The 12,900-nt window shown below is 70.7% G+C and carries 10 protein-coding genes; 7 read left to right on the top strand and 3 right to left on the bottom strand.

Going from position 1 to position 12,900, the window contains the following annotated elements:
* Window positions 1-66 precede the first annotated feature (66 nt).
* The 6 genes from AC3EO7_RS10015 (at window position 67) to AC3EO7_RS09990 (ending at window position 6,805) form a co-directional block, all read left to right on the top strand.
* Window positions 67-480, top strand: coding sequence for a carboxymuconolactone decarboxylase family protein (locus tag AC3EO7_RS10015; RefSeq protein ID WP_431967723.1), 414 nt, complete (start codon window positions 67-69; stop codon window positions 478-480).
* A 20-nt stretch (window positions 481-500) separates the two neighbouring features.
* The gene (locus AC3EO7_RS10010; RefSeq protein ID WP_435591040.1) at window positions 501-1,970 is read left to right on the top strand and encodes an FAD-dependent oxidoreductase; all 1,470 of its coding nucleotides are present in this window, start codon (window positions 501-503) and stop codon (window positions 1,968-1,970) included.
* A 25-nt stretch (window positions 1,971-1,995) separates the two neighbouring features.
* Window positions 1,996-2,574 carry a TetR/AcrR family transcriptional regulator gene (locus AC3EO7_RS10005; RefSeq protein WP_431967727.1) on the top strand — a complete coding sequence of 193 codons (579 nt, stop codon included), beginning with the start codon at window positions 1,996-1,998 and terminating at the stop codon, window positions 2,572-2,574.
* Between the two features lie 153 nt (window positions 2,575-2,727).
* Window positions 2,728-3,390, top strand: coding sequence for a hypothetical protein (locus AC3EO7_RS10000; RefSeq protein WP_435591039.1), 663 nt, complete (start codon window positions 2,728-2,730; stop codon window positions 3,388-3,390).
* 86 nt (window positions 3,391-3,476) lie between these two features.
* The gene (locus AC3EO7_RS09995; RefSeq protein WP_431967731.1) at window positions 3,477-4,253 is read left to right on the top strand and encodes an ABC transporter ATP-binding protein; all 777 of its coding nucleotides are present in this window, start codon (window positions 3,477-3,479) and stop codon (window positions 4,251-4,253) included.
* Between the two features lie 20 nt (window positions 4,254-4,273).
* Complete coding sequence (locus AC3EO7_RS09990; protein ID WP_435591097.1) at window positions 4,274-6,805, top strand: ABC transporter permease; 2,532 nt, start codon at window positions 4,274-4,276, stop codon at window positions 6,803-6,805.
* A 12-nt stretch (window positions 6,806-6,817) separates the two neighbouring features.
* Here the strand turns inward: AC3EO7_RS09990 and AC3EO7_RS09985 are convergent, their stop codons facing one another.
* Entirely contained in the window at window positions 6,818-8,983 is a 2,166-nt protein-coding gene (locus tag AC3EO7_RS09985) for an ADP-ribosylglycohydrolase family protein (protein ID WP_435591038.1), read from the bottom strand.
* A 130-nt stretch (window positions 8,984-9,113) separates the two neighbouring features.
* Window positions 9,114-10,277, bottom strand: coding sequence for a VWA domain-containing protein (locus AC3EO7_RS09980; protein WP_435591037.1), 1,164 nt, complete (start codon window positions 10,275-10,277; stop codon window positions 9,114-9,116).
* A gap of 36 nt (window positions 10,278-10,313) precedes the next feature.
* Here AC3EO7_RS09980 and AC3EO7_RS09975 point away from each other — a divergent pair, with 36 nt between their 5' ends.
* Window positions 10,314-10,520, top strand: coding sequence for a hypothetical protein (locus tag AC3EO7_RS09975; RefSeq protein ID WP_435591036.1), 207 nt, complete (start codon window positions 10,314-10,316; stop codon window positions 10,518-10,520).
* Here AC3EO7_RS09975 and AC3EO7_RS09970 read toward each other — a convergent pair.
* On the bottom strand, window positions 10,510-12,894 hold the full coding sequence (locus tag AC3EO7_RS09970; protein WP_435591035.1) for a DUF5682 family protein: 2,385 nt from the start codon (window positions 12,892-12,894) through the stop codon (window positions 10,510-10,512). The two genes, AC3EO7_RS09975 and AC3EO7_RS09970, sit on opposite strands and share 11 nt — an antisense overlap.
* Window positions 12,895-12,900: the final 6 nt, after the last annotated feature.

Here is a 12,900-nt window from a genome sequence, read left to right as displayed (position 1 = left end):
TAGTGAGCGAATCGTGTGCCAGTGCGCTTCGCGCATGCCGGAGCCGAGCGCCAGCGAGGTGCAGGCATGAGCGACAACGACAATGGCTCGCCGGACACCGTCCGTCAGCGCGGGCTGGCCAAGATGGCCGAGGTCTACGGCACCGAATTCCAGGATTACCCCGGCGACCACTTCGCGATGACCGCCGATCACCTCTTCGCGAACGTGTGGTCGCGCCCCGGCCTGACCGTGCGCGACCGCCGCCTGCTGCTGCTCGGCGCGCTGACCGCGCAGGGGTTGATGGACACCGCGGGCATCCAGATCGGCGCCGCGTTGCGCAACGGCGAACTCACCGACGAGCAACTGCACGAGATCGCGCTGTTCCTGTGCCATTACGTGGGTTGGCCGAACGGCACCAAATTGGACCTGCTGGTGGGAACAATCGTGGCGCAGCAGAAGAAGGCCGCCCGCGCCGCCGCCGACCAGCCCGAGAACGCCTGACAGCCCGAGGAAGCGAATAAATGACTGACGCCAAGTCCATCCGTCCACTGCGTGTCAGCGAGGTCTCCGAATGGGGCCACGCCGCCGATGTCGTCGTCGCGGGGTACGGCATCGCAGGCGTGTGCGCCGCCATCGAGGCCGCGCGAGCAGGCGCCGAGGTGCTGATCCTGGAACGCTCCGGCGGGTGGGGCGGCGCGGCGGCGATGGCGGGCGGGTTCATCTACCTCGGCGGCGGCACGCCGCTGCAACGGGCCCTCGGCTTCGAGGACAGCCCGGAGAACATGGAGAAGTTCCTGCTCGCCGCGCTCGGGCCGGGCGTCGACGCGGCCAAGATCGGCGATTACTGCCGCAACAGCGTCGAGCACTACAACTGGCTGGTCGCGTGCGGCGTGCCGTTCCGCGAGGCGTTCTGGGGCGAACCCGGCTGGGAGCCGCCGCACGACGAGGGTCTGATGTACTCCGGCGGCGAGAACGCCGCGCCCTTCAACGCACTGGCGACGCCCGCGCCGCGCGGACATGTTCCGCAGTACGCCGACAAACGGATCGGTCAGCGCAGCGGCGGCTACATGCTCATGAAGCCACTGGCCGAGACCGCCGAAAGCCTCGGCGTACGAGTCGAATACGACACTCGCATCCGGCGGCTGATCGTGGACGACGACGATCGGGTGGTCGGCGTGGTCGCCGCGCACTTCGGCAAGGAGATCGCGGTGCGCGCCGAACGCGGCGTCGTGCTCGCCACCGGCAGCTTCGCCTACGCCGCACAGATGGTGGAGGGGTACGCGCCGCGCCTGATCGGCAGGCCCGCCGCCGCCATCGAGGAGCACGACGGCATCGGCATCCGGGTGGCGCAGGCGCTCGGCGCGGATCTGGCCCACATGGACGCCACCGAGGTCGCGTTCTTCGGCGACCCGCAGCTGCTGGTGCGCGGCATCCTGGTGAACGGGCGTGGCCAGCGCTACATCCCGGAGGACACCTATCCCGGCCGGATCGGGCAGGCCACGCTGATCCAGCAGGAGAACCAGGCGTATCTGGTGATCGACGAGGCCTCCTACGAGGAGGCGCTGAAGACGGTGACCGCGACGCCGTTCTTCCGGCAGCCGCCGACCTGGGCGGCGGAATCGGTCGCCGAGCTCGAGGCGGAGATGGGTCTGCCGGAGAAGGCGCTGCAATCCACCGTCGAGACCTACAACCGGCACGCGGCCGACGGCAAGGATCCGCTGCTCGGCAAGAAACCGGAATGGGTGCGCCTGATCGGCACGCCGTTGGCGGCTTTCGACATGCGCAACTTCACGGCGGGTTTCACCCTCGGCGGGCTGCGCACCGATCTGGACTCGCGGGTGTTGCACGTCTCCGGTGAGCCGATCGCCGGACTGTACGCCGCGGGGCGCTGCACCTCGGGGCTGTGCGCGGGCGGATACGTCAGCGGGGCTTCGCTCGGCGACGGCAGCTTCTACGGCCGCCGGGCCGGGGTGGCAGCCGCCAAGAATTAACGGAGGGCTGATAGTGTCTGGACACATGTCCGAAGGTGATTCCATCATGCTGGAGGCGACCCGGCGTCGCCTCAGCGGGAAACAGGCCGACACTGTCGACAAGCTCACCAAGGCGGCGGTGGAGGTGCTGGCCCGCGAGGGCTTCGCCGGTATGACCATCCGGTTGGTCGCCGCGGCCGCCGGGGTCGGCACCGCCACCGCCTACACCTATTTCTCCTCCAAGGAACACCTGGTCGCGGAGATCTTCTGGCGTCGCCTGGTCGCCTCGCCGTCCCCGGCGAGCGAGTCCGACGACCCCCATGCCCGTGTCGTCGCCGAACTGCGCAATATCGCCATGCTCGTCGCCGACGAACAGGAGCTCTCCGGCGCCGTCACCAGCGCCCTGCTCGGCCGCGACCCCGACGTAGCGCACCTGCGCGACCGCATCGGCGCCGAGATCCGCAAACGCATCCTGCGCGCGCTCGGTCCCGACGCCGACGCCGACGTCGTCGAATCACTCGAACTCCTCTACGCGGGCGCGCTCGTCCGCGCGGGCATGGGCTACGCCTCGTACTCCGAAATCGCCGACCGCATAGAGAAATCCGCGCTCCTGATCCTGAAATAGGCGGACCGCGAACGTCGGCGCTAAGGTCCCGGTTGATCGTTCGATGGAGGGGGAGCATTGCAGCCACACGGACCACAGCCGCACGGGTATTCGCCGAGCGCTGCGCCACCGGGTTATCCGCAGCCGGGCGTGGCGCCCGGGCAACCGAATTCGGTGCCCAGTTATCCGCAGTCGGGACCGCTGCCGGCCGACTATCCGCAGTCCGGTTTACCGCCGGGCTATCCCCAGCAGGTCGGCCCTGCGGGATACCCGCCGCCGCGGCGTTCCAACACCGCGCTGCTGCTCGCCGCGGGCGGTGCGGCGCTGGTTCTGGTGATCGCCGCAGTCGTCGGCGTCGTGCTGATCAACCGAAGCGAGGATGTCGCGCCGCCGTACGAGGCCATGAGCCGTGCCTTCCCGAATCTGCTCCCGGCCGAGGACGGCGGCACGATCTACAACGGCGACAAGTGCGTCCGCGTCGACCCGCGCGGCGAGAAGCGTTCGGACTTCCCGGACCTCGACCTCGGCAAGTGGACAGGCGCGTGGCTGTGCGGCGGCTTCACCTTCCGCGAGTCGGGGTTCGTCGTCTTCGGCTACCGCAACGCGAAGGACGTCCGCTCGGCCGTCGACGGGCTGGGGTCGAAGAAAGAATTCACCGACGTCAACGACGGTGTCCGGTACACGAGCTACGAGCTGTACGCGTGCTGTTACGCCGGGCCGAAGATGGCGACGACCTTCCTCGATGACCCGGATCGGTCGTCCTACCTCCTCTACAGCGCGGGCACCAGCAGTTTCGACGAGCTGAAGAAGTGGTGGCGGTCCGCGCCCCTGGGCTGACCGGTCGCGCGGACTCGGAGTACGACCAGGGGATTCGGGGGAATCCCTGATGGCGCGGGGCGGGGTTGGCAGACAAACTGGAGGACATGACTTCGCAAGCTGTGGGGACCGATGCCGCCGAGACGGTGGCCACGCCCGAGGTGGCTGCTCGTGCCGTCGACCTGTCCAAGCTGTACGGCTCCGGAGATACCCAGGTCAGGGCGCTGGACGGGGTGACTGTCGAGTTTGCGAGGCGAGAGTTCACCGCGATCATGGGGCCGTCGGGCTCCGGCAAGTCGACCCTGATGCACTGCCTCGCGGGACTCGACAGCGCCAGCGCGGGCACGGTGCGGATCGGTGACACCGATCTGACCGACCTCGGCGACAAGCAGATGACCCGCCTGCGCCGCGACCGCATCGGCTTCGTCTTCCAGGCGTTCAACCTGGTGCCGACGCTCACCGCGCTGGAGAACATCACGCTGCCGCTGGATATCGCGGGCCGCAAGGCCGACCAGGACTGGCTGGACACGGTGATCAAGCGGCTCGGCCTCGGCGACCGGCTCGACCACCGGCCCAGCGAGCTGTCCGGCGGCCAGCAGCAGCGGGTGGCCTGCGCGCGGGCGCTTGCGGGCAAACCCGAGATCATCTTCGGCGACGAGCCGACCGGCAACCTGGATTCGCGCGCCTCGGAGGAGGTGCTGTCGATCCTGCGCGCCGCGGTGGACGAGTTCGGCCAGACGGTCGTGATCGTCACCCACGAGCCGCACGCGGCGTCCTTCGCCGACCGAGTGATCTTCCTCGCCGACGGCCGCATCGTGTCCGAACTGCGCGATCCCACCCCGCAATCGGTGCTGGACCGGATGAAGTCGCTGGAGCAGGCGTGAGTACGACGTCGGGCAGTCCGATGCGGAAGGTCGCGCTGCGCAACCTCGCCGCGCACAAGGTCCGGCTGGCGTTGACGCTGCTCTCGGTGGTGCTCGGCACCGCCTTCATCGCCGGATCGTTCGTCTTCACCGACACTTTGCAGCGCACGTTCGACGGCCTGTTCGCCAGCCAGGCCAAGGGCGTCGACGTGCGGGTGAGCCCGAAGGAGCAGCAGTCCTTCGGCGTTCCGCTCGGCGTGGTGGACATGGTCTCGCAGATGGAGGGCGTGCGCGCGGTCGCGCCCAGCGTGCAGGGTCCGCTCGTGGTGCTCGACCCCGAGGGCAAGAAGCCCGTGCAGACCGGTGGCGCGCCGAGCTGGGGCCAGTCCTACATCCCGCCGGAGCGCGCGGTCGCCGAGCCGGAGACCTTCCTCGAGGGCGTGCCGCCCGCGGCCGCAGGAGAGATCGCTCTCAACAGCGGCGGCGCGGAGCGCGCCGGGTTGAAGATCGGGGACAAGACCAAGATCCTGATCCCGTCCCAGAGCACCCAGCAGCGTCCGGTGCTCGACGTGACCGTCACCGGTATCTACGAGGTGCCCTCCGATACGGGCGGTTTCATCGGCGTGCTGTTCTCCGACGCGCAGGCCCGCCAGTTGTTCACCGACGGCTCGCACGTGGCCTTCATCGATATCGCGGCGGAAGGTTCGGGCGACGAGCTGCGCGACCGCATCGCCGCGACGCTGCCCGGCTTCAAGGTGCAGAACGGCGAGCAGGTGCGCGCGGACCTGAAAGCCCAAGTCTCCCAGGCGCTGAACTTCATCAACTACTTCCTGCTCGCGTTCGGCGCGATCGCGCTGATCGTCGGCACGTTCATCATCTACAACACCTTCTCGATGATCGTCGCGCAGCGGCTGCGCGAGCTGGCGTTGCTGCGCGCGGTCGGCGCGAGCAGCGCGCAGGTCGGCGGCTCGGTGGTGGCCGAGGCGCTGGTCATCGGCCTGCTCGGCAGCGCGCTCGGTCTGGCGGCGGGCATCGGCCTCGCGTTCGGGCTCTCCGCGGTGCTCAACGCCTTCGACCTCGGCCTGCCCACCGGTTCCATGGCGGTGCTGCCGCGCACGGCGGTGGTCGCGCTGCTCGTCGGTCTCGTCGTCACCGTGATCAGCGCCTACGCGCCCGCTCGCCGGGCGGCGAAGATCCCGCCGGTGGAGGCGATGCGCGAGGAATTCGCGTCCGCGGGAGAGTCGTTGCGGATTCGCACCGCGGTCGGCGCGGCGCTCGCGGTCCTCGGCGTGGTGCTCGTGGCGCTCGGCGCCCGCTCGACCGGAGGCAGCGCGGCGGCGACCGTCGGTGTCGGCGCGCTGGCGCTCATCCTGGCCGTGCTGCTCGCCGCGCCCGCGATCTCCCGCCCGGTGGTCGGCGGCCTCGGGATGCTGATTCGTCCGTTCGGGCCGATCGGACGGATGGCGCGCAACAACGCCGTGCGCAACCCGCGCCGCACGGCCGCGACGGCTTTCGCGCTCACCCTCGGCCTGATGCTGGTGTCGGCCATCGGCATGCTCGGCTCGTCGGCCAAGGCCAGTATCGGGGTGCTCGTCGACAAGGGTGTCGAGTCCGAGTACGTGCTCTCGGGCCCGCAGCAGCAGCTGCTCGGCTTGCCGCTCGGAGTGCCCGACGCGGTACGCGCCGCGGTGCCGGAGGCGGACGAGGTGATCGGCTTCCGCGGCGTGGCCGTGCAGGCCGGTGACGATCGGATGCAGGGCGTCGCGCCCGACGGCCCGATCGACCGGGCCCTGAACTACGAGATTCTGGAGGGCACCGACGCGCTCGGCGAGCGCGACATCATGGTCTCGAAAGAGGAGGCGTCCGAGCACGGTTGGCGGGCGGGTCAGCAGATCGAGCTGACCACACTGGACCGGAATCAGAAGGTCCCCGTCACCATCGTGGGCGTCTACAAGAACACGCCGTTGCTCGCCGGTCTGGTGGTGCCGCCCAAGATCTTCGAAGAGGTGACCCCGCCCGCGTTCCGGAACAACTTCTACGTGCTCGTCACCGCGAAGCCGGGCGCCGACCTGGCGAAGATGCGCACCGACCTGGAGAACGCGACCGATCAGTTCGCGGTGGTCCAGGTGCAGGACCGCGAGCAGTTCAAGGGCGCGCAGGGCCGTCAGATCAACACCCTGCTCGCCATCCTCTACGGCCTGCTCGCGCTGGCCGTGGTGATCGCGATCCTCGGCATCATCAATACGCTGGCGCTCTCGGTGGTGGAGCGGCGCAGGGAGATCGGCATGCTGCGCGCGGTCGGCGCCATGCGCTCGCAGGTGCGTCGCACGATCTACCTCGAGTCGATGCTGATCGCGGTGTTCGGCGCCCTCGTCGGGGTGATCCTCGGCATCGGTCTCGGCGTCGGATTCCTGCGTACGCTACGGGATTTGGGCATCGACCAGATCGACATCCCGTGGGGCCAGCTGACCCTGGTGCTGATCTCCTCGGCCGTCGTCGGCGTCCTCGCCGCCTTGTGGCCGGGTATCCGGGCCGCGCGCACCCCGCCGCTGGCCGCCATCGCGGACATCTGACCGGTACACCCGCTATCCCGGATAGCGGGTGTACCAATCGAACGGGGGCTCGCCGTGCGTGTCGCGCGGCGGGTTCGGTCCGAACTCGGTGCAGTAGTCGGCCGCCAACCGCTCGATGACGGGCGCGGCGTCCAGCGCGGTACGCCAGTGGTCGGGGATGGCGGCGCGGCCGTGGCGGGCGCCGAGGATGCTGCCGCACAGTGCGCCCGTGGAGTCGCTGTCGCCGGAATGGTTGACGGCCAACAGGACTCCGTCGCGGAAGATGTTCTCCGGCGTCCCGCCGACGGCCTGCGCGCACAGCGCGGCGTACACCGCGATGCCGAGCGCTTCCGGCGCGATCCAGCCGCGGCCGAGGGCGTCGAAGTCCTCCGGCTGCGGCATGGTCTGCGTCCGGCGCGCCGTGGCGGCGGCCAGGTCGACGGCCGCGGTGAGCGCCGTCGAGGTCTCCTCGTGGTGGTCGTGGCGGGCCAGTTCGGCGCGGACCCGGTCGAGGGCGTCGTCGAGTTCCGCGCCGCGGCCGAGCAGGTAGATCAGCGCGGCCACCGCACCGGCGGGCAGCCAGCCGCTGGGATGTCCGTGCGTGAGCGCTGCGGCGTCGCAACCCAATTCGAAGACGTGCTCGAGGGCGTCGCCCGCACGGTCCACGGCGTAGCCGAAGCCGCAGGGCACCGCGCGCACGGCCGCGGCGCAGCCCTTGGAATTGTTGATCGGCTCGGTCCTCGTGCCCAGCGGACGCGCGGGTTCGCGTCGCGCCGCCGCTTTCTGGAGCGCGGTGATGGCGGCGTGCGTGGTGCCGCGATGCCCCATCAACTCCGGATGCGCGGCCAGCGCGCTGTGCGGGGGGACCTTCTGCTCGGGAATGCTGACGCCCTGACCCTGCAACCACACCAGGAAACCCTGCTGCATCATGCCCAGCGTCGCGCCGCCGATGCCGCGCGCCCGTGCCCGCACCGAGCCCTTCACGAGGGCCTCCACCGTGAACAGCGTCAGCTGGGTCTCCTCGGAGATCCTGCCCTCGTAGGTGTCCGGCGAGCCGGTGACGCCGCGCAGACCGTAGCGCTGCCGAATATGGTGCAGCAGCATGTTTTCCACCGGTGCGCCGAGAGCGTCGCCGATGGCCGAGCCGAGCAGGCAGCCGTGCACCACGTCGTCCTGGGTGTGCAGCTGTCTGCGATACGCGGTCGCGTGCATGGTCACGGCCGGTGGCGTTGTGGACCGCGCGGGCGGCTCGGTCGGCGCGAGGGTGGCCGGGCCCGGCGCCGGTCGCGCGGGCGCCGGACGGGCAGACGGGCCCGATACAGGCTGGGCGGCAGATTCCGGTGCGGCGGTGGAACTTCGGTCACGCAGGGCGCGAACGACGGCCTCGGCGAATTCGCCGCACGAGTCGAACCGGTCGTTCGGGCCCTTGGCCATCGCCCTGGCGAGCACCGCGTCCAGTCCCGCGGGCAGTTCCGGCCGGGTCGCACGCGGCGACGGGATCGGACCGTGCATGTGCCCGTAGAGCACCGCGGGCAGGTTCGGGCCGTCGTAAGGTCCTGCGCCGGTGAGCAATCGGAACAGCGTGCAGGCCAGCGCGTACTGATCGCAGCGATGGTCGAGCGGTCCGTTGGTCAGTTGTTCGGGTGCGGCGTAGGCGAGGGTCGCGGTCAGATTCCCGGTGCGGGTGAGCCCGGCGGTGTCGTCGAGCAGTTTGGCGATGCCGAAGTCGGTCAGCAGCACGCGCTCGTCGAAGCCCGCGCCGACGCCCGCCGAGCGGGACAGCAGGATGTTGGCGGGCTTGACGTCCCGGTGCAGCACGCTGCGCGCGTGCGCGTAATCCAGTGCGCCCGCGGTCTGTACGACGATCTGCGCGGCACGCTCCGGTGACATCGCGCTCGGCGGCACCGCGGCGCTGTCGTGGCCGTCCACGTATTGCATCGAGATCCACAGCCGCTCGTCCTCGATGCCGCGGTCGTAGACGGTGATGATGTTCGGATGGTCCAGCTGCGCGACCAGATCCGCCTCCCGCTCGAACCGCCGCCGGATCTCCTCGTCGTCGAACATCTCCCGGTGCAGCAGCTTCAGCGCGGTCGTCTTCGGCAGCCGGGGATGGCGCGCCGCGTACACCGCTCCCATGCCGCCGCGCCCGAGTTCGCGCTCGATCACGTAGCCGGCGAACACCTCACCACGGCGCAACATGCGTGCTCCCCTCCAGCGTGCCGAGACTCGGTCGCGAGTCTAGGCCCTGTCTCGACGTCCCATCCGGCGCCTCCGCGGCCCAGATCACGGATGCATCCGGCCGGACTTCGAGACAGGGCCTGGAACGGTCTCACGGCCTTCCGGCGTTCACATCCGCCCAGGACTGGACGTCACCGCGATCCAACGCCACCGCGAGCAGGTCGGGAAAGCGGTCGGGCGTGCAGGCGAAGGCCGGAACGCCCAGCGCCGCGAGGGCGGCGGCGTTGTCGTGGTCGAAAGCCGGTGCGCCGTCGTCGGAGAGCGCGAGCAGCACCAGCACCTGCGTGCCCGCGTCCTTCATGGCGTGCACCCGGCGCAGCATCTCCGCGCGGATGCCGCCCTCGTAGAGATCGGAGATGAGGACGAAGAGTGTGTCGGCGGGACGGGCGATCAGCGTCTGGCAGTAGGCGAGCGCCCGGTTGATGTCGGTGCCGCCGCCGAGTTGGGTGCCGAACAGTACGTCGACCGGGTCGGAGAGCAGGTCGGTGAGGTCGACTACCTCGGTGTCGAACACCACCAGCGACGTGCGCAACGCCCGCATCGACGCGAGCACCGCGCCGAACACCGAGGCGTACACGACGCTCGCCGCCATCGACCCCGACTGGTCGATGGCGAGCACGACGTCGCGGCGCACCGTCTGGGTGTTGCGGCCGTAGCCGACCAACCGCTCCGGGACGACCGTGCGGTGCTCGGGCAGATAGTTCGCCAGGTTCTTGCGAATCGTGCGGTCCCAGTCGATGTCTCGCGCCCGCGGCCTGCTGATCCGCGCGGCCCGGTTCAACGCGCCGGAGACGGCCGTGCGGGTGTGGGTGGCGATGCGCTGCTCGATCTCGCGCACCACCCGTTCGACCACGGTGCGCGCGGTGGCCTTGGTCGTCTCGGGCATCACCCGGTTGAGGCTCAGCAGCGTGCCGACCAGGTGCACGTCGGGCTCGACGGCGGCGAGCAGTTCGGGCTCGAGCAGCAATTCGGTGAGTTGCAGGCGGTCGATGGCGTCGCGCTGCATCACCTCGACCACGCTGGACGGGAAGTAGGTGCGGATGTCGCCGAGCCAGCGCGCCACCCGGGGCGCCGAGCCGCCGAGGCTGCCGGACCGCTTCCCCGAGGTGGGCTCGTCGCCGGTGTTGTAGAGAGCGCCGAGCGCGCGGTCGACGGCGACGTCGTCCCCGCCGCCGAGCCCGCCGAGCTCGGGTTCGGCCGCCGCGCCGAGGACCAGACGCCAACGGCGGGAGGGGTTTTCGTCGGGCAGGCTCATAGTGCGGCTCCTCGCCGACGGACGGAGTGGATCGCGGTGCGGATCGGCTTGTGCCGGAGGGAGTTCGGTGACGGCGCGCAGCCTCCGGCCGCGTTTGTCGTGCACGGTCGCCCAGTGCGGGCGGTGTCGTGGCGCGACAACGGGTATCTCGGCGACGGCGCGCACGGTCCGGCTGTGTTCGTCGCGCACGGTGGCGCGGTGGCGGTGGTGTCATGGCGCGGCGGGTGCGGGATCATCCTGTGACTCCCAGAATCTCGGCGACGGTCCGCATGGCGCGGCGGCCGCGTTCGACGTCCACGCCCGCTTGCTCCGCCGTAAGGGTTCGCGCGGCGTCGCCGACCGCGCGGCCGATGGCACGGCGTTCGCCGGACTCGAAGGCGCCGAAGGTGCGGCGTAAGACCGGCAGCGTCTCCAGGAACTGGTCGTCGTCCAGTCCGCGCAGCCAGTCGTCGATGCGCCGCAACAACTCTCGGTCGTGTACGAGCAGCAGACCGCGGCCGCCGAGGAAGCCGTCGATCCACGCGGCCTTCGAGGCCGGGGTCGCCCCGACCGACAGCGCGGCCGACAGGCGGCGGCCGGAATCGGTGTCGTCGATGATGCCCGCGTCGCTGAGCAGCCGCACCGCCCGGCCGACGAGCGCGCCGTGCACGTCCTCGCGGTCGGCCAGCTTGCCCAGCGCGGCCAGCCAGGTCTCGGTGGCCCACGTGTCGTCGCGGGTGTGGATCGCCAGGTGCGCGGCGTCCAGCTGGGTGCGCAGCTCGGCGGCGGCGTCGGCGTCCAGTCCGGTCACCGCGCCGGGGAGACCCGCGGCGATGCGGACGAGCAGCCCGTCGGCCACGTGCGCGAGCGCCTTGGTATCGGTGCCGCGCACGTCGCCGTAGCGCAGCGTTCTGATCAGGCCGGGCAGCGCCGCGAGCAGGTGGGTGACGTCGTGGTCGAGCGCCGCGACGCTCTCCAGCCGGGCGATCAGTCCTGCGGTCGCGCCGCCGAGATCGGCGAGCAGGGCCAGCTCCAGCGCGCCCGCGAGATCGCCGAGGGTGCGGTCCGGCCGCTGCGCGGTGTCGAGGATCTTGGCCTCGGCGGCGGTGCGCAGCGTGGTGCCCCAGCGCGAGGCCTCGATGACGGCGACCGCGAACTCCGGGCGCCAGCGCAGCGTCCAGGTCTCACGGAAGGTGCCGGTGCTGCGCACCTCCCCGGTGGTCGGCGCGCCCCATTCGACGCCGAGCAGGCGCAGCCGGTGCAACAGCCGCGACCGCTCCAGCTCGCGTTCCTTGCGCAGATCGAGATCGACGGTGCGCGCCGTGGGCTCCAGCTTCATCCGCAGCCTGCGCACCCTGGCGCGCAGGTCGGCGTCGAGCGGCACCGTCGGCGCGTTCTCCGGCACCGCGCCGAGCGCTTCGCCGACGACCAGCTCGGTGGTCACCACGTGCACCATGGTCTCGTCGCCGCCGCACATCACCGAGCGCACCGCCTCGGTGACCTCGGAGAGCCCGGCCAGCGGTCGCCGCCGCAGCGCCGCAAGGGTTTCGGCGAGCCGGATGGCCTCGATGACGTGCGCGCTGGATACCGGGAGATCGTGCGCCCGCAGCACTCCGGCGACCTTGGTGAGCCAGCGCGCGATCGGCTGATCGGCGGCGGTGAACAGGTGGTGGTACCAGCCGGGCGAGTCGACGCCCGCGCCGTAGCCGGAGGACGCGGCGAGGCGGGAATGGGTGTAGGGCACCCAGGTGACGGTGGCCTTCACCTTCGGCATGCCCTTGAGCAGCCGGGCATCCGGCGCGGCGGGACCGAGCTTGCCCGCGAGTGCGGGTGCGTGCCAAGCGCCGCACACCACGGCTAGGCGACGCGATCCGCCCTTGAGCGCCTTGCGCATGGTCTGGCGCATGTAGGCCTCGCGGCGCAGGGTGTGCGCGTCGATGATGGCCGGGGTGGGGCGACGGCGGCGCGCGATCGACGGCGAATCGGTTCGGCCGAATTCGAAGTCGGGTCCGAGGGTTTCGAGATCCGGCAGCAGGTCGTCCGTCGGCGATGGGTCCAGGCGTGGTTGTTCGTCCGGGTCCGTGGCGGGCGTCTCGCGCAACGCGGCCATCGCTTCGGTGAGCGCGTCGAAAACGTCGATGTCGGTGCTGGATTCGACGACCGCGTCCCACCAGCGTTCGGCGTCGTCGTAGCCGGCGGCGGCCGCGAGATGGGCCAGCGGGTCGACGCTGTCGCCTGGCTCCGCCTCGGCGGCCAGCACCGCGCTGCCCGGCAGGTCGCAGAAGCGCACGGGGACTTCGTATTCGGCGGCGTAGCGGAGCGCCTGCCATTCCGGCGAGAACACCGCGTAGGGCCAGAACGCCGCCCGCGCGGGCTGATCGGGTACATAGGCGAGCAGCGCCACCGGCGGGGCCATGCCCTCGGCGGTGACGAACCCGACCAGGGGATCGGCGTCGGCGGGGCCCTCGATGAGGATGGTGTCGGGCTGGAAGTCTTCCAGCGCCAAGCGGAGCGAGCGGGCCGAGCCGGGGCCGTGGTGCCGGATGCCGAACACGCGCGTCACCGTGTCGGGCGGACGGATTCCGGCACCAGGTGTGCCGCTCTCGCCCGCTGTGCGATCGTTCTCCGGTACGTGCATCGCAAT

Source organism: Nocardia sp. bgisy118 (genome assembly GCF_057708605.1).
Note: the sequence above shows the minus strand (reverse complement) of the source record. Positions and strands in the feature narration are given on the sequence as shown.

Coding starts and splice junctions, on each gene's coding strand:
- AC3EO7_RS09985 (WP_435591038.1), bottom strand. CDS start 8,983: ATGTTGCGCCGTGGTGAGGTGTTCGCCGGCTACGTGATCGAGCGCGAA.
- AC3EO7_RS10005 (WP_431967727.1), top strand. CDS start 1,996: ATGTCCGAAGGTGATTCCATCATGCTGGAGGCGACCCGGCGTCGCCTC.
- AC3EO7_RS09980 (WP_435591037.1), bottom strand. CDS start 10,277: ATGAGCCTGCCCGACGAAAACCCCTCCCGCCGTTGGCGTCTGGTCCTC.
- AC3EO7_RS09990 (WP_435591097.1), top strand. CDS start 4,274: ATGCGGAAGGTCGCGCTGCGCAACCTCGCCGCGCACAAGGTCCGGCTG.
- AC3EO7_RS10010 (WP_435591040.1), top strand. CDS start 501: ATGACTGACGCCAAGTCCATCCGTCCACTGCGTGTCAGCGAGGTCTCC.
- AC3EO7_RS10015 (WP_431967723.1), top strand. CDS start 67: ATGAGCGACAACGACAATGGCTCGCCGGACACCGTCCGTCAGCGCGGG.
- AC3EO7_RS09995 (WP_431967731.1), top strand. CDS start 3,477: ATGACTTCGCAAGCTGTGGGGACCGATGCCGCCGAGACGGTGGCCACG.
- AC3EO7_RS09970 (WP_435591035.1), bottom strand. CDS start 12,894: ATGCACGTACCGGAGAACGATCGCACAGCGGGCGAGAGCGGCACACCT.